This window comes from Nostoc sp. (assembly GCF_036917775.1).
Classification (GTDB): Bacteria; Cyanobacteriota; Cyanobacteriia; order Cyanobacteriales; family Nostocaceae; genus Nostoc.
The window spans coordinates 23,311-41,051 of sequence record NZ_JBALEQ010000001.1 but is presented as its reverse complement, the minus strand read 5'-3'; the positions used below and the strand labels follow the sequence as shown (position 1 = coordinate 41,051).

The 17,741-nt window shown below is 42.4% G+C and carries 11 protein-coding genes and 1 tRNA gene; 7 read left to right on the top strand and 5 right to left on the bottom strand.

The features are described from left to right. Positions 1-653: 653 nt before the first annotated feature. Positions 654-727, bottom strand: a tRNA-Pro gene (locus tag V7K69_RS00160). A gap of 173 nt (positions 728-900) precedes the next feature. On the opposite strand from V7K69_RS00160, the gene lipA reads away from it, so the two are divergent. The 4 genes from lipA (at position 901) to V7K69_RS00140 (ending at position 5,565) form a co-directional block, all read left to right on the top strand. Beyond that, positions 901-1,773 (top strand): lipoyl synthase, encoded by an 873-nt coding sequence (gene lipA, locus V7K69_RS00155; RefSeq protein ID WP_335030523.1) that lies wholly within the window; start codon positions 901-903, stop codon positions 1,771-1,773. Positions 1,774-1,840: 67 nt separating this feature from the next. Then, positions 1,841-2,770, top strand: a complete 930-nt coding sequence (locus V7K69_RS00150) for an NAD(P)H-dependent glycerol-3-phosphate dehydrogenase (protein WP_335030522.1) — start codon at positions 1,841-1,843, stop codon at positions 2,768-2,770. 657 nt (positions 2,771-3,427) lie between these two features. Continuing rightward, a complete protein-coding gene (gene sigC, locus V7K69_RS00145) occupies positions 3,428-4,678 on the top strand; it encodes an RNA polymerase sigma factor SigC (protein WP_335030521.1) in 1,251 nt (416 codons plus the stop codon). Positions 4,679-5,109: 431 nt separating this feature from the next. Next, positions 5,110-5,565, top strand: coding sequence for a Fur family transcriptional regulator (locus tag V7K69_RS00140; protein ID WP_114080112.1), 456 nt, complete (start codon positions 5,110-5,112; stop codon positions 5,563-5,565). 131 nt (positions 5,566-5,696) lie between these two features. Here the strand turns inward: V7K69_RS00140 and V7K69_RS00135 are convergent, their stop codons facing one another. Both V7K69_RS00135 and cobN read right to left on the bottom strand, forming a co-directional pair. Further along, positions 5,697-6,836, bottom strand: coding sequence for a peptidoglycan-binding domain-containing protein (locus V7K69_RS00135; protein ID WP_335030520.1), 1,140 nt, complete (start codon positions 6,834-6,836; stop codon positions 5,697-5,699). Positions 6,837-6,845: 9 nt separating this feature from the next. After that, a complete protein-coding gene (gene cobN, locus V7K69_RS00130; RefSeq protein ID WP_335030519.1) occupies positions 6,846-11,051 on the bottom strand; it encodes a cobaltochelatase subunit CobN in 4,206 nt (1,401 codons plus the stop codon). Positions 11,052-11,145: 94 nt separating this feature from the next. Here cobN and V7K69_RS00125 point away from each other — a divergent pair, with 94 nt between their 5' ends. Next, positions 11,146-13,155 carry a GAF domain-containing sensor histidine kinase gene (locus tag V7K69_RS00125; protein WP_335030518.1) on the top strand — a complete coding sequence of 670 codons (2,010 nt, stop codon included), beginning with the start codon at positions 11,146-11,148 and terminating at the stop codon, positions 13,153-13,155. 94 nt (positions 13,156-13,249) lie between these two features. Here V7K69_RS00125 and V7K69_RS00120 read toward each other — a convergent pair whose 3' ends face one another. Both V7K69_RS00120 and V7K69_RS00115 read right to left on the bottom strand, forming a co-directional pair. Continuing rightward, entirely contained in the window at positions 13,250-14,083 is an 834-nt protein-coding gene (locus V7K69_RS00120; protein WP_335030517.1) for an ATP-grasp domain-containing protein, read from the bottom strand. An 82-nt stretch (positions 14,084-14,165) separates the two neighbouring features. Further along, the gene (locus V7K69_RS00115) at positions 14,166-15,056 is read right to left on the bottom strand and encodes a hypothetical protein (RefSeq protein ID WP_335030516.1); all 891 of its coding nucleotides are present in this window, start codon (positions 15,054-15,056) and stop codon (positions 14,166-14,168) included. 136 nt (positions 15,057-15,192) lie between these two features. Here V7K69_RS00115 and V7K69_RS00110 point away from each other — a divergent pair, with 136 nt between their 5' ends. Next, positions 15,193-16,110, top strand: coding sequence for a metallophosphoesterase family protein (locus tag V7K69_RS00110; protein ID WP_335030515.1), 918 nt, complete (start codon positions 15,193-15,195; stop codon positions 16,108-16,110). 252 nt (positions 16,111-16,362) lie between these two features. Further along, positions 16,363-17,715 (top strand): MATE family efflux transporter, encoded by a 1,353-nt coding sequence (locus tag V7K69_RS00105; RefSeq protein ID WP_335030514.1) that lies wholly within the window; start codon positions 16,363-16,365, stop codon positions 17,713-17,715. The last annotated feature ends 26 nt before the right edge of the window (positions 17,716-17,741 follow it).

The window sequence follows — 17,741 nt, the reverse complement described above, 5'->3', positions numbered from 1 at the left end:
TCGATTCATCGGTTCAAACTGCTAAAATACTTACTATGTATACATTTTATCAGTTTTAAGCTCCGGTTTTTTCTGAGTTTGTGAGAAATCCGGGTCAAAGCGGGGGCAAAATCCCTGGAGTCCCGCCAAAACTTTAAAACCCTTGTGATGTCTTAATTTCAGAGACTAGTGTGCCAATTGATTTAGTTTTTTGATGCGAGACGAAAGAAGCTTTTTAAGGGATATGCCAAATTTATATCTGAAAAGCTTTATTTGCAAGGGGTCTAGACGGCAAGGGTTTCAACCACCATTCCGGCTAGGGGTGGGTTGAAAGACTTCTGGCTACGGTTGGCGGAGACACCCTGTTCTGAGAGTTTCAACCACCATTCCGGCTAGGGGTGGGTTGAAAGGAAATTTTTGTTGTTACTACGTGAGATATTTGTTTCAATTAGGAGGGTTGAAAGGCGCACTTCGTTCGGGAATATTCTGAACTTTTTAGCATATTCTACAAGTGTAGTGGAATCAACTCCACCACATCACAGTTGCGACATTAATTTGCGAAACTCAGTATAATTAAATTGACTCTAAAAAACAGTCAAAGCGACACTAATTTGCAAAAAACGACATTAATTTGCGAATTGCGACATATAATTTGCGAATGTACAACAAAAAAATCGGGATGACTGGATTCGAACCAGCGGCCCCTTCGTCCCGAACGAAGTGCGCTACCAAGCTGCGCCACATCCCGCCATAAAAATGGCATTGTAAATTAAGAATATCACAACCCGTGCCAAATGACAGAATTACATCTATATATATGAATATATGATCGCTTCACCCAAGGCTTTATATATGATCGCTTCACCCAAGGCTTTGCTTGCTACGATTAAATTTGTATAACTCTAGTGGTAAAAGCGGATTGTGACTGTAAAACCAGACTGGTTGCGGGTAAAAGCACCTCAGCGTGAGCGCATCGGTAACGTTAAAGACATTTTGCGGGATTTATCCCTCAATACAGTTTGTGAGGAAGCATCCTGTCCAAATATTGGCGAATGCTTCAATGCCGGTACTGCTACGTTTTTGATTATGGGCCCGGCTTGTACACGCGCTTGTCCCTACTGCGATATTGATTTTGAGAAAAAACCCAAACCACTAGACCCCACAGAACCTGCACGATTAGCGGAAGCTGTTCGCCGTCTGAACCTTAATCATGTAGTAATCACTTCTGTAAATCGAGATGACTTGTTTGATGGTGGTGCATCTCAGTTTGTAGCGTGTATTGATGCGGTTCACTCTGTTTCACCCAACACCACAATTGAGGTGCTAATTCCTGACTTGTGCGGTAATTGGAATGCTTTAGAGTTGATTCTACAAGCAGCGCCAGAGGTATTAAACCACAATACCGAAACTGTTCCACGACTGTATCGCCGGGTGCGTCCCCAAGGAAACTACGATCGCACATTAGAATTATTGCAACGCACTCGCCAAGTTTCTCCTAACACATACACTAAATCCGGTATCATGGTTGGACTCGGTGAAACTGATGCCGAAATTCGCCAGGTCATGCAAGACTTGCGAACTGTAGATTGCGACATTTTGACAATTGGGCAATACCTCCAACCCAGTCAAAAACATTTACAAGTAAATGAATTTATCAATCCAGAACAATTCGCTGCTTGGAAGGCATTCGGCGAAGAAATTGGGTTTTTACAAATTGTTTCTTCTCCATTGACAAGAAGCTCATATCATGCAGAACAAGTTAGAGAATTAATGGAACGTTATCCTCGAAGCTAATTTTAGATTTTAGATTTTAGATTGCTAAGAGAATCGGGTGATTGGGTGATGGGGAGAATGGTGATTAATGACTAATTCAAAATCTGTAGCAATTCTGGGTGCGGGTGCTTGGGGTGCATCTCTGGCAAATCTCGCCGCAGCGAATGGTCATCAGGTACGCGTGTGGTCGCGTCAAGGTTCCCAAACTCTCCAAACAGTGTTAGAAGATGCCCAAATAATCCTATCTGCTATCTCAATGATTGGTGTGAGAGATGTTGCTTCCCAAGTCCAATCTTTCCCCCTTTCTCCAGAGACGATTTTTGTGACGGCGACCAAAGGCTTAGATCCCCAAACCACTTGCACGCCGTCACAAATCTGGCAAACAGTATTCCCTAACCATGCAGTGGTTGTTTTGTCTGGGCCTAATTTATCTAAAGAAATTCAACTAGAGTTACCAGCAGCAACAGTGGTAGCCAGTAATATTCCCACAGATGCGGAAGTAGTGCAGTTAGTATTTTCTTCTCATCGTTTCCGGGTATATACCAATCCTGACCCCTTGGGGGTGGAACTGGGGGGAACGCTAAAAAATGTGATTGCGATCGCAGCTGGTGTGTGCGATGGTTTACATCTAGGAACCAATGCCAAAGCTGCTTTAGTCACCCGTGGACTTACAGAAATGGTTCGCATCGGTAACGACTGGGGTGCAAAGACGGAAACATTTTATGGATTATCGGGTCTTGGAGACTTGTTAGCAACCTGCAATAGTCCCTTAAGCCGCAATTACCAAGTCGGCTACCAGCTAGCTGGTGGTAAGACACTTAAAGAAACTCTTGCAAATTTACAAGGAACAGCCGAAGGAGTGAACACTTGCCAGGTTTTGATGCAACGAGCCAAGCAACAAAACATTCCAGTTCCAATTACTGAGCAAGTTTATCGGTTACTTCAGGGAGAAATCACACCCCGACAAGCGCTTGATGAACTGATGCTGCGAGATATCAAGCCAGAGTACAACTACTAGCTAGTAGTCTGTCAAATCAACTTACTGGCTAAATAATTTCGTAGTAAGGACTTCTTTCGCTTGATGGACTACTAGTTAGTAGTCTGTCAAGTTTGAATTGGCACGTCAAGACTGACATACAAGACGACGCAGGAACACGGAGAGAGTATTTAATAACTTTTCTACGTTTTCTATCCCCGTATCGATAGAATTTTTGCTGTTAATACTAATCACTTCCCCGATATCTATTAGTTCTACTTATACCTGAATAATCCTGAGAAAAAATTGCTAAATCGTCAGGATATTACTTTTGTAACCATGTAAATGTGACTATGCCAATTATAAAGATGACATTCACTGAAGGATGTTTATACTGTGTTACAAAAGTTACTATCTAAAAACCATCAAGGTTGAAATGTTAACTAAGTAGTTGAAATATTGAAAGCCTAGCTGCCGATTTAAATAGCTATTGATTAAATCAAAAATTTAGCAGCCGATTAAGTCCAGTAATACTGTATCCAATAAAACCATTACAGTTAATTTCTAAAAAAATTGTAATGGAACCTTCAACTATGTTAGTTCATCGTTAATCGCGGGAACAATAGCAACAGTTGAATAGCTGACCGTAATCTAAGCTGACCGAAATCTATTGTTACCTGGAGCCATTGAGACGATCTTATGCCAGCAACATCTTTTTATGCAGACGCACCCTACAATACCAAAAAGTCCCGCCAGGCTTTGGACTCGGATCTCACGGTTGATGACAGTGAGTTATCGGTAGATGACCTACAGGAGCTAGAGATCGCTTCTGTTGATAATGCTAACTTTGCTGCTAGTAGTAACCGTCGGAGTACAGACCTAGTACGTCTATATCTTCAAGAAATTGGTCGGGTTCGCTTGTTGGGGCGCGATGAAGAAGTTTCAGAAGCTCAAAAAGTCCAACGCTACTTGCGGATGCGGATAGTACTTGCTAAGGCCGCTAAGGAAGGGGATGAAGTGATTACGCCCTATTTGAGGTTAGTTGAAGTTCAAGAACGTCTAACCTCGGAACTAGGACATCGGCCGTCTTTGGAAAGATGGGCTGCTACTGCTGATATAGTTTTATCCGATCTTAGGCCAACTTTGGCAAATGGTAAACGTCGCTGGGCAGAAATTGCCAAGTTGACTGTAGAAGAGTTGGAGCAAGTTCAGTCCCAAGGACTCCAAGCAAAAGAACACATGATTAAGGCGAATCTTCGCCTAGTTGTGTCTGTTGCTAAGAAGTATCAAAATCGTGGTTTGGAATTGTTAGATTTAGTCCAAGAAGGCACACTAGGTTTGGAGCGGGCTGTAGAAAAATTTGACCCCACTAAGGGTTATCGCTTCAGTACTTATGCTTACTGGTGGATTCGTCAGGGAATTACACGGGCGATCGCAACTTCTAGTCGCACTATCCGCCTTCCGGTTCATATTACCGAAAAGTTAAACAAAATCAAAAAGGCTCAACGCAAAATTGCTCAAGAAAAAGGTCGCACCCCAACTCTAGAGGATTTAGCAACTGAGTTAGAGATGACACCCACCCAAGTCCGAGAAGTTTTGTTACGGGTTCCTCGCTCTGTTTCTTTGGAAACCAAAGTAGGCAAGGATAAAGACACTGAGTTAGGCGAATTACTAGAAACCGACAGTGTAACCCCAGAAGAAATGTTAATGCGAGAATCTTTACAAAGAGACTTGCATCATCTTCTGTCAGATTTAACTAGCCGGGAACGCGATGTAATTTTGATGCGGTTTGGTTTGGCAGATGGTCATCCTTATTCCTTAGCAGAAATTGGCCGCGCTCTCGACTTATCCCGCGAACGAGTTCGACAAATAGAATCCAAGGCTTTGCAAAAGCTACGCCAACCTAAGCGTCGTAACCTGATCCGCGATTATTTGGAATCTCTAAGTTAGTCAATGATCAAAGTCATTTGTCATTAGTCATTTGTCATTAGAAAACTACACTTGACAAATGACTAGGGACAAAGGGCTGATTTGATCACAGATTGAAAGCCTTTTAGAGGCTTATAGCAAGTAATTTGCATTTAATTGTATAAGAGTTTCCCCAGAGCTTTGCTCAGATATCTTGAAGATGGGGATCGGTTAAACAATTCAAAATTTACTCATACAAAATTTAAAGTCAAAGGATGCAATCGTTACAAGTATCCTAACTATTAACTGTATGCAAATTAAATGCAATACAGGTTATTATTTGAATTTTGATCAAGATTTAATAAATTGTTCTTAAATATTTAATATAAATTCTCAATAGGCAATGATTGTTGCAAATTGCTCCCAAGATTTGTTATATTCTCAACTAACAAGCTTTGTTGAGAAATATTAGTATGACTGTCTACACAACTACTTCACTCAAGGCAGAACTGAACGGGCGAGGCTGGCGATTAACTCCCCAGCGCGAAACAATTTTACACATTTTTCAAGAACTTCCGCAAGGTGAACATCTAAGTGCGGAGGATCTTTATCATCGGCTAGAAACTGATGGTGAAGGGATCAGTCTGTCAACTATTTATCGGACTTTGAAGTTGATGGCCAGGATGGGAATTTTACGGGAATTAGAACTGGGTGAAGGACATAAGCATTATGAGATCAATCAGCCTTATCCTCATCATCACCATCACTTGATTTGTGTTAGATGCAACTCAACTATTGAGTTTAAAAATGATTCAATTTTAAAAATTGGATCTAAAACCGCTCAAAAAGAAGGTTTCCACCTGCTTGATTGTCAAATGACAATTCATGCAGTATGTCCCAAGTGCCAACGGGCGCTGATGCCGCTTTAGCACTTGGGTGAATAATCAGACGAACCTACTCAAATTAACCAAATAAGTGGAATTTTGAGCAGTTCGTAATTTGCTGTTACTAGAGGCTAGCAACGAGTTGGGAACTGATACTAACAACACCAAAGCGGATGTTAAAAGCGTCCGCTCTTAAGATCCTTGAGGCTGATGCCGTAGAATTCTTGGGCTTGTTTAATCGCTTTTTTGGTGTCATCTGCCATTACACCGTTCAGCTTGCCTTTATAAAAACCCCGCTCCCGTAGTCGCGTTTGGATTTCCAGGGTATTAAATTCGCTTTTTTTAGCAGTATTAACTGAGCTATATAATTTAGCTCGTGTAGTTGGGCCAGCAACGCCACTTGCTGCTAAGAAATTCGCTGCCTGGAATCTTCGTACAGCATCGGCAGTGTAGGGGCCATAGTAGCCATTTGGCTCTCCCTCTAAATATCCTGCCTGGATCAATTGTTCTTGGATAACTCTAACTGACTCGCCGCGATCGCCTACACGGAGTTTATCTCGATTGACTACCTTTTTGGGAGCCTCTTCTCCATCGCCAATGCCAATTCCTGGCAATTTACGCAATGTTGCGGGGCCAGCAATTCCATCAACGCTTAATTTGTAAGAATCTTGGAACCGCTTTACAGATTCTTCGGTAATTGGGCCAAATATTCCTGTGGCGTTCCCATAATAAAAGCCTGCGATTCTTAAGCGTTCTTGCAAGGCTCTGACATCTTCACCTTCATCACCCTTAGCAAGGTAGTTAGGATTACGGCGTTGGTTGGTGGCTGAACGAACCGAACTAGTAGTGCTAGGCTTTTTAGCTTGTGTACTGACAACAGTGGCTTTTTTTGCTTGTGTTGTCGTAGTACTGGGCTTTTTAGCTTGCCAGTTTTCTAACTTTTGCAGTGTGCTTGCTCCAACAATGCCGTCCACTGGTAAACCGGCGGCTTTTTGGAAGCGGCGCACAGCCTCTTGTGTGGATGTGTCATATACTTGGGTGACAGAAGATTTGTAAAAACCTGCTGTTCTCAACTTTTGTTGGAGATTTCTAACAGAGGGGCCTTGATCGCCTATTTCCAGTGCTATAACGCTGCTGACAGCGCCAAGAATAGACAAGGACAGAGCAAGGGGCAACATATACTTCCAAGCCCTACCAGAAAGCCGTTTCCAGTCTGGTGCAGCTGCTTTGTTAAACAAAGAACTGAGGGATACCAATTCACTGGGTGTGCTGTCTTCGTAGGCGAAAGCTAGGTGCAAATACGCAAGATTTTCCATATTTGTTTCCTACACCATTGATTTTTCTTCGATAACTGCTTCAGCTTGATGTACTAGGTTCCTCAAAGCTTCTAATGTTCCTATATTTACATCCTCCCATAAATTGCGCTTGTGTGCTTCTAATAATTTTTCAGCAATATCACGCAGAGCATAGGGGTTCTTTTCCTGAATAAATTCTGACACAACTGGATCGAGCAAGTAAGCCTCTACTATGCCTTGATACATATAATCTTCTACACATTTAGCTGTAGCGTCGTAGGCGAATAAAAAATCTACTGTCGCCGCCATTTCAAAAGCACCTTTGTAACCGTGGCGCATAACTCCGGCAATCCATTTAGGATTAACTACACGAGAACGATACACCCGTGAAATTTCTTCTTTGAGTTTGCGGACTCGTGGTTGAGCAGGTATGGAATTATCACCAAAATATGTTTGGGGGTTTTTTCCCTGTAGAGAACGCACGGCTGCGGTTAAGCCACCCTGAAATTGGTAATAATCATCAGAATCAAGTAGGTCGTGTTCGCGGTTATCTTGATTGTGCAGGACAACTTGCATCTGGGATAAGCGTTGCTTGAAAGCTTCGGTATTGGGGATTGGGAATTGGGAATTGGGAATTGGGAATTGGTTATTCTCCTTATCTCCCCCTGCTCCCTGCTCCCCTGCCAAATTTCCCGAAGAATAGGCGTAAGAACTCCAGTTAATATAGGCGCGGGCTAAATCTTCATCGTCTGTCCAGTTTTGCGATTCGATTAAACCTTGGAGTCCTGCACCGTAAGCACCTGGGCGAGAACCAAAGATGCGATAGCGCGATCGCACCACGGCTTCTTCTAAAGTTAATCCTTGGCTTGTCCACAATTCAGTCTCTTGGCGAACTGCATCCGCTAGGGGATTTTGTTCTGGCGGTTCATCTAAGTCTGCTACTGCTGATACGGCTTGATCGAATAAGTCAATTAAGTTGGGAAAAGCATCCCGGAAGAATCCCGAAATTCGTAAGGTGACATCTACACGGGGCCGTCCCAAAATTGCTAGAGGCAAAATTTCAAAATCCACTACTCGCCGCGCTGCACCATCCCATACAGGTTGGACTCCAAGTAAAGCTAACGCTTCGGCAATATCATCACCGCCTGTTCTCATAGTGGCTGTTCCCCACAATGACAAACCTAGTGTTTTGGGATATTCGCCATGCTCTTGAGTGTAATATTCCACGAGGGTTTCGGCGGCTTTTCTACCGATATCCCAAGCTGTCTCTGTAGGAATGGCGCGAATATCTACAGAATAAAAGTTTCTCCCTGTTGGTAGAACTTCTGGGCGGCCGCGTGTAGGTGCGCCAGATGGGGCACTAGGGACGTAACCGCCATCAAGTCCTTGTAATAAATGGGTGATTTCTTGGTGGGTTTGTTGTAAAGCTGGCAGCAGGCGATCGCGTATCCAGGTAGAGACACGATTCATCGCGTCTCCCTCCTCACCACAGACGCGATGAATCGCGTCTCTACAAGAGTTTTGATTTATTAGTTGTTCTACTAGGAGGGCGGCGTGTTCTTCTAGGACTTCGACGATATCGCCGATGGTGCGGCATTCTGTGCCATTGACTACTGAATATTTACCACTAGACATTGACAAATCGGCTGTGAGGGGGTCGAAATCTAGTCCCCAATCTTGAGCGATCGCACGGGTAATACCTAAAGAATGGCGATTAGGTATGCGAGCGATCGCTACTATTAAATCTCGCAGCTGCCTTCCTTCGGGACATTGCCCAAAAATGTGTAACCCGTCACGGATTTGGGCTTCTTTCAATTCACACAGATAGCCACCGATGGAATTCAAAACTAGAGATTCAGACTTAAAAATTTCTGTTTCATTTTGGATTCCCAAATCTAGATGGAGGTTTTCTTTGATCACCAATTCGTGGATGCGATCGCGAATCACTGGTAAACGCGAAGGATCTAAACTATCGGCTTCATAATACTCATCAATTAAATTTTCTAACTGTTGCAAAGAACCGTAGAGTTCCGCGCGAGTCATCGGTGGCGTGAGGTGATCTATAATCACCGCTTGAGCGCGACGTTTAGCTTGGGAACCTTCACCAGGATCATTGACAATAAACGGGTACAGGTGGGGAAGTGCGCCGAAAGCCACCTCTGGATAACAATTATTAGATAAAGCCACGCTTTTACCGGGTAGCCATTCTAGATTTCCGTGTTTCCCTACATGAACTACAGCATCAGCACCAAAAGTTTCTCTAACCCAATAGTAGAAAGCTAAATAATCATGGGTTGGTTCTAAATCCGGCGCATGATAATTCAAACTGGGGTCATTATCATAACCCCTTGCTGGCTGAATTCCCACAAAAATATTGCCGAGTTTAATTCCGGGAACGGGGATTGGGGATTGGGCATTGGGAATTGGGAATTGGGCATTGGAAATTGCGGTACTACTAAACTTTTCCCCATTCCCCATTCCCCATTCCCCATTCCCTATTCCCCACCGTTCCCTAATACCTTGCTGAACTGCTGGCGGTAATGAAGCGAAATATTCTTGATATTCTTCCCAAGAGACACTTTGGTGTACCGGAAGCCATTCTCTACCTTCCGAATCGTTAGTTACACCATCTGTCAGCCGTTGAATCAACTCGTCTCCTTGAGCAGGTGGATTTTCTACTTCATACCCAGCTTGATGTAGAGCTTGCAGGATTTCTACACAACTAGCTGGGGTGTCGAGTCCTACACCATTGGCGAGGCGGCCATTGCGGTTGGGGTAGTTTGCCAGAATCAGGGCAATTCGCCGTTCTTGGGGTGGTTTGGAACGTAGACGCGCCCAATTTGCTGCTAGTTTAGCAACGAACTCGATGCGATCGCTGACTGGTTCATAAATTACCACATCTGTCTCTAAATGGGGATTACGAGTTTGCACGGCTTTAAAAGACACAGCACGAGTAATAATCCGCCCATCTACTTCTGGTAGCGCCACATTCATCCCAATATCACGAGGAGAAAGCCCTTGAAACTCTGACTCCCACTGTTCAATTGATCCGCCACTGAGGATTACCTGCAACACAGGCACATCTAATTTTTCCCACAGTTCGGTTTGGGGTGTTTCGCTTTCCAAACGTGCTAGAGAAAAACTAGTGGTATTTAGCAGCACAGCTATGGATTCGGCTTCTTTCGGTTGGAAAAATTCACTCAACTCCGCTTGCACATCGGGTTCACGCAATGAGGAAACAAACACTGGCACTGGTTGTAAATTTTTCTGTACCAAAGCTTCGCATAAAGCATCAATTACTTTAGTATTCCCCGCTAAATAATGAGCGCGGTAGAAAAGGATGCCGATTTTGGGGATTGGGGATTGCGAGATTTGAGGTTCAAAGGTGGATGAACGAGTATCTGAGGTGGATTCATCCAGTTCAAAGGTGGATGAATGGAGTTCTGAGGTGGATTCATCCGGTTCAAAGGTGGATGAACGGAGTTCTGAGGTGGATTCATCCGGTTCAAAGGTGGATGAACGGAGTTCTGAGGTGGATTCATCCAGTTCAAAGGTGGATGAACGGAGTTCTGAGGTGGATTCATCCAGTTCAAAGGTGGATGAACGGAGTTCTAACTCTCCTCTGCCCCCCTGCTCCCCTGCCCCTCTGCCCCCCTGCTCCTCCACTCCCCACTCCCCACTCCCCACTCCCCATTCATACAATCCCACACGGGGAATCGGCCGAGGTGGCAGGGGATTGTATACAGTTGACAAGCAACTATCGGAGATAAATTGCAGAGCATTAACAAAATTATCTACGCCGCCTTCGCTAAAATACTGCCATACCTGGTTAGCAACACTTAAAGGCACGGTAGACTGAGAAATTAAGTCGGGATCAAAAGCGTCGTCCCCTGGCATTACAATGAGGGTTCTACCATTACGTTGCACAATTTCTTGCACTACTTCTAAGCCATAACTCCAGTAAGAACGTCCTCCTAATAGGCGCAAAATAATTACCTGGGCAAGCTCCAAAACTTGCTCTCCATAAGTATCTATGCTTAACTGTTGCTGCAATTGCAACAGATTGGCGACTCTTAAGGCAGGAAATTGTGAAGGTAATTTTGTAACCGCAACTGCCAAAGTTTGAATGTCGGTATCAGCAGCCGTAATCAACACGAAAGGCGCTGGAGTTTGTTCTAGAAAAATTAAGCCCTCTGACTGATTCCATCCACCCGATGTGCTACTTATACGATGCATAATGCTGTATTACCGTCTTAAACTATTGGTTATTACACAATCAAAACAAACTTTTTCCCTGCATTTAGCCCCCTCTTACCAGTAATGATTAAAAATGCTTAGTTCTCCTGATTTGAGCTTTTCTCGAACCTTGCCTATTGTTGTATTTAATCAGCTTGGGGAATTGTTGGAGCAGATGGCTCAAACAGTAGAAAGTGCCACTCTGGTACTGACAGAAGCTGTTTTGGCGCGGATTTGCATACCTGTGGAGTGGCAAAGGCGAAGGTTTACGTTGGTGGTTTCTGAGCAGTTTAGTGCGCTTTTGTTAGGAACCTTTGAGGAGGGGCAAGGGAGCAGGGGGGCAGGGGAGCAGGGGAGCAGGGGAGCAGGAAATTCACTCAGCACTCAGAACTCAGCACTCAGCACTCACTCAGCACTCAATGCTAGATTGACATTTAATTTAGAGGCGATCGCTTCCTTTCTCCACGAATTGAGAGACTTGTTTGAGTGCGATTCCTATACTCACCAAAATCTCGAACGCTATCGCCAAATTATTGGGCCCAATGATGCTACCCTCCAAAGTAAGTTCTCGCTGTTGCTATTAGAATATCTCCTAACTCAGCCAAACCAAGAAATAATAGCACCTCCAAGCCCAACTGCGCCGGCAGTTTATATCTGTCAGCCAGTGGAAGATGCCTTAAAAAAACAGATTTCCCAAGAACGGTTGTTGAATCAGGTAACAACGCAGATCCGCAAAAGCTTGGATTTGCCTGTCATTATGGCAACGGCAATTACACAGGTGCGTGAGTTTCTAGAATTAGACCGATTAGTAATTTATAAATTTCAAGGTTCTAAAGTCAAGACTCAACAATACCAGTCTTCTACAGATGAGGATAACGGGAAACGCTCAACTTCTATCTCAGTAAATAATCAATCCTTACTAGAAGATTACCAACAGCATAGGGGTTACATTGTCTATGAAGCTCGTGCTACAGATGCGATTACCTGCGTGTTGAATTACACAGAAAAAAATTGCTTTATGCGAACCTCTCAATGTTGGGAGAAGTATCGCCAAGGCTTTACCTTAGCTGTGGATGATGTCGAAAAAACTTATGCTCTAGAAGAGTGTTTGTTGAATTTTTTAAGGGAAAGCCAAGTGCGGGCTAAGTTGGCAGCACCGATTATACTTGAGGACAAGCTTTGGGGGTTGCTGATTGCTCATCAGTGCAATGAACCACGCCAGTGGATTGATAGTGAAAAAAACTTGCTGATTGCGATCGCTGAACAATTAGCGATCGCCATTTACCAAGCTGAGTTAATGCAAACCCTCACCCAAGAAAAACAAACTCTCGAACAACGAGTTATTGAACGCACAATCGGACTACGTGATGCTCTCCTCGCCGCCGAAGCTGCTAACCGCCTCAGAAGTGAATTTCTCGCTACTATCAGTCACGAATTACTCACGCCTTTAACTTATGTGATTGGGATGTCGTCTACGTTGTTACGCTGGCCTTTGGGTGAATTGAGTCAGCGACAACGCGATTATCTGCAAACAATCCACGACAGTGGAGAACATTTATTAGAAATGATTAATGACATCCTCGATTTATCTCAAATCGAGGCTGGTAAGGCAGCTTTAAATATTTCGGAATTTTCTTTGGTGAATGTTGCTGAAAATGCTGTGGAGTCACTACGAAAAAAAGCAACAAGCGAACAAATCAATCTCAACCTTGATTTGCAAATCGATCCCAGGCGCGATCGCTTTACCGCCGATGCCGAACGAGTAGCACAAATTCTCTCGAATCTGTTAACTAATGCAATTAAATTCACTCCCGAAAGTGGTAACGTTACCTTGCGCCTTTGGGTGGAGGATGATACCGCTATTTTTCAAGTGGAAGATACCGGCATTGGCATACGCGAAGAACAGTTACCATTACTTTTTGAGAAATTTCAGCAACTCGATACACCTTATCGCCGCCGCTACGAAGGCACTGGACTTGGATTAGCTTTAACTAAACAACTTGTAGAACTCCATCGGGGTAGAATTGAAGTAGAATCAACCATCAGTATTGGCTCAATTTTTACTGTATGGATACCAACTCAGGCAATGAGAGTGCTGAGTTAGGAGTTAAGCAAGAGACGCGATGAATCGCCGTCTTTACAATAATCACTATTTGTAGAGACGGCGATTTATCGCGTCTTTGTGATGATTTATTTATTCACTTTGAGGCTAGGCTAATGAGCATTTTTTCAAAAATCCTCAACACAGGCTCTTCTCCATTGTCTCTAGTGAAAATAGTATAATTTGGGTGAGAATTGATTTCAATTAACCAATATTGGTTATCTCGATCTAAGACGATATCTAAACCACCATAATCAATATCTAATTCTTCAAAAATTGGTTTAGCAAAATTAGCAATCTCTGACAATATTTGTGGATCATTGATATATTTTGCTTTTGCACCATCCCAGTGAAGAGGGCTGAGATTGCCTACAAATTTTGCATTAGTTATATCTTTTTCATAGAGCATAACTAACTCTTTATTTAGAAAAACGGCTCTATACTCAGATTTTATGTGAATAAACTCTTGAGCGATCGCAACGTAATCATACTTTTTATTATTGATATTAAAAATCTCTTTTAAAGCAGTTTCAACTTCATCTGTATTGTGACATAAAAAAACGTTATGTCCACTTGAACCAGAATTACGTTTAACAATTACAGGTGTTTCAAAGGTTTTTTTTATTTCTAATATAATATCTTCAAAACTTGGAAATTTTAAGTAAATTTTATATTGCAGGTCACAAAAAGGGGAAAGAAAACCTACTGTCTGAGGAAGTTTTACTTTGTTCTTTAAAATATGGTAAGTATATTCCTTATCTTTAATAATTTGGGCTACGGCTTGATTGATTATCGGAGTACTATAATTACAAAAAAAATGTTGTTTATTATTCAGTTTTACTTTTACTAAGTTTTCAGCCGGGTGAATAATTTCATAGCTGATATTTAAATTTTCACAAGCTTTGAGCAATAGCGAAAGGTTATCTAACATAAATACTTGAAGTTAAACGTCAAAATTACGAATTAAGCTAGCGTAGCAGGGTGGAGAAGCCCATTACAAATTACAAATTATTTTAGCTTGTTGTTTGCCGTTTAAAAATCACCATTTCAGTACCGACAACTGGGTTACGCGCTATCAGCTTATCTTGGGAGTCAATAATTTCTAAATGGGTAAAATCAAGTTCTTGAGAACGTTGTAATATCTCCGCAGCTAGTTTGTCCTGCTGAGATTCTTTGAGAGTGTACCAATCGTCACTAATTTTGACAGTCAAGTTACTGGTGCGGAAGTTGGCTTGAATTGACTTTATCAGACCAGAGGCAATGCGATCGCTAATTTCAGCCACCTGATTTTCAATAGCCGCAATCAAAGCTTGTTCTGGTGTCAATTCTATGACTGGTGTCGGCGTTGGTATTGGGATTGGCGTTGGTGTAGGAATAGGTTCTGGTTCCGGCGTTGCTGGCGTAATTGGTACTTCTGGCGGTGGTGTAATTTCCTCTAGTGGCTGTGGCGGCTGCGGTTCTGGTACGACTGACACTGGTGGAGTAGTTATCGTTGGTGTCGGTACAGGAACCTCTTCAACTGGAGGAACCGTTGCTATTTCAGTAGGTTTACCAGTAAAGACAGTTGTAGTTGTCCAAACGAGAATTACAGCAATTCCAGTCACAATTCCCGTTAAAGCTGTATCTGATAACTTTGTTGATAAATTTGATGGCAAAAACAAGCGAATTGTCCTTAACAGTCCACCCCATCGCAACTGAAGCTGCTGGAAAAATCCGGGTGTTTCCTCAGTACCTGGTGGGGGTGCTGTCTCCAGTTTGTCAACCGTTGTTTCTAAAACCCCAATCGTCCCTCGGAGAACTTGGATAATTTTAGCCTTCCAAAACGGCTGAACTCTCTGGTAAGGTTTTTGGGGAGGTTGATTTACCTGTTCATCCGTCGGTTTTGACTGATTGTCTTGTGACATGGAACTTTCACCAAAAGCAGCGAATCAAAGACAAACAACGTACATTATTACTGGTGCTGCCTTCTTTTGCCTTAATGTATCACTTCAATTGCACATTGCTTCAGCTAAACTGACTATTTATTAAATTTGGTGAGTTATGAACCTCAAACGCCGTCAATTTTTATTTTTAAGTAGCTTCAGCGCCATTGGTGCAGGTTTTTTAAGCTGGATGTTAGCTGATAAAAATCATCAAAGTGCTGATATTACCGATTCAACTACAGCTATAGCCGCTAACCCAGCTAAAAAAGACTTGTTATTACGTTTTGTATCTGTGGCTGATACGGGGACTGGTGCTAAAGGACAGTATGCTGTGGCTGGGGCAATGAATGCCTATCACAAACAAAATCCTTATGATTTAGTTGTTTTAGCTGGAGACAATATTTACAATAACGGCGAAATTGAAAAAATTAGTGCAGTTTTTGAGCGTCCTTATCAACCTTTGCTAAAACAAGGTGTGAAATTTCACGCTTGTTTAGGTAATCACGATATTCGTACCGCCAATGGCGATCTCCAAGTTAAGTATGCTGGCTTTAATATGAAGGGACGTTACTATACATTTCGCCGAGGAATTGTGCAATTTTTTGCTTTAGATACTAATAGTAATGCTGATTGGAAAAACCAGCTAACTTGGTTAGAAAAAGAATTAAGTATTAGTAATGTTCCTTGGAAGGTTGTATTTGGTCATCATCCGATTTATTCATCAGGTCAGTATGGGAGTAATCCAGATTTTATTAAAACTTTCACTCCTATATTTAAAAAATACGGCGTTCAACTTTACATCAATGGTCACGAACACAATTATGAACGTACACGTGCTATTGATGGGACAACTTATTTAATTTGTGGTGCAGGTGCTGGTAATCGTCCTGTAGGGCGTTCTGAGTGGACAGAGTATTCCACTAGTGATTTAAGTTTTGCCTCTTATGAGGTGTATAAAAATAGAATAGAAATAAGTGCGATCGCTACTAATAATCGCGTTTTTGATAAAGGTATTATTCAATTAAAATCAGTTTAGTTACATGACTAAAGTTGAGCAACTAAAACATTACTACATTAAGAAGCAAAATCAACCAAACAATAAAACCCTGTAGCGTTAATTATTAGCTAGTGAAAACAATTCATCTCCCGTTAATCTTTCCTCCGTAAGACTGTAACGCGAATCTTCTTACTCCATTAAGATAGATTGAAGTTCACAGGAGCAGCATCTTCTGAACATGGGTTTAGATTTTGGAAAAACCCTTTGTTCTTAACATCGGGTTATAAGTATATGTTTTCTGAAGTTAAAAAATGTCTTGTGTTAGCCGTACCTTTAGCAGCAGCACAAGTGGCTCAAGGGGCAACTGGTTTTGTAGATACGGTAATGATGGGCTGGTTGGGAAGTCAGACTATTGCATCTGGAGCTTTGGGAGTTACTATCTTTAGTTTTTGCCTGTTGATCGTTACTGGTATCCTTTCTGCTGTTAGTCCGTTAGCTGCCCAAGCATACGGGGCCGGGAATAGAGAAAAAGTTGGCACAATTGTCCGCCTTGGACTAGGGATATCTCTGGTACTAGGAATACCAACTACATTGCTGATTTACAATGGAGGTGCTTTACTACTTCTACTAGGGCAGAATGCCAACACAGTAGCACTAGCAGGGATTTATTTAAGAGCGATCGCATTTGGTTTTATTCCTGCTTTAGGCTTTGCAGTACTTAAAAGCTTTCTTTCTGCTCTATTCCAACCAAAATTAGTGATGGTGACTGTGGTTTTGGGTACTCTACTCAACTTCACAACTAACTATGTGCTGATGTTTGGTAAACTGGGATTCCCTGCGCTGGGTTTAGCTGGTATCGGTTGGGCAAGCACATTCTCACTTTGGAGTATGTTTGTTGCTTTAATAGTTTATATATGTAATCAGCCTCGCTTTGCAGTTTACGGTATTTTTCGACCTTTATCTAAAAAAGCTTTTCCCCTAGAGTATCGCCGGATAATTGGTGAGATTTTTCAGGTTGGATTGCCTATTGGGGGGCTGATTGCAGTCGAAGGGGGACTGTTCACCGTTGTTACTTTCATAATAGGACAATTAGGAACAAACGCTCTTGCTGCCCATCAAATTGCTTTACAAACAATTTCGATATCATTCCAGATGGCAGTAGGCATTTCTCTAGCGACAACAGTACGTGTTGGGCAGTTAGTTGGACAGAATAAACTGCTTGCTACTCGTTTGGCTGGATATGTAGGTATTGCTATTGCAGGTCTATCTATGGGTGTAGTAGGCATTACATTTTGGTTAGTACCGAAGTCAATCATTTCTCTTTATATTGACATTAACGATCCAAACAATGCAGATGTAGTTGCCCTTGCAGTGAAATTGCTGGGAGTGGCGGCGATTTTTCAAATAGTTGACGGTGTGCAAGTTACTGCGGGGGCAGCATTACGCGGACTAAAAGACACTCGAATTCCTATGTTTATTGGTATTTTTGCTTATTGGTGCGTTGGTTTATTGACTGGTTACACTTTTGGAATCTCATCGGGGTATGGAGCGATTGGTCTTTGGTGGGGATTGGCTATTGGTTTAGGAATGGCTGCAATAGTTATGACTTGGCGGTTTAGCAACAAAACAACTAACCACGGGTAATAAATAGCCTAAAAGGAGAGAGGTCA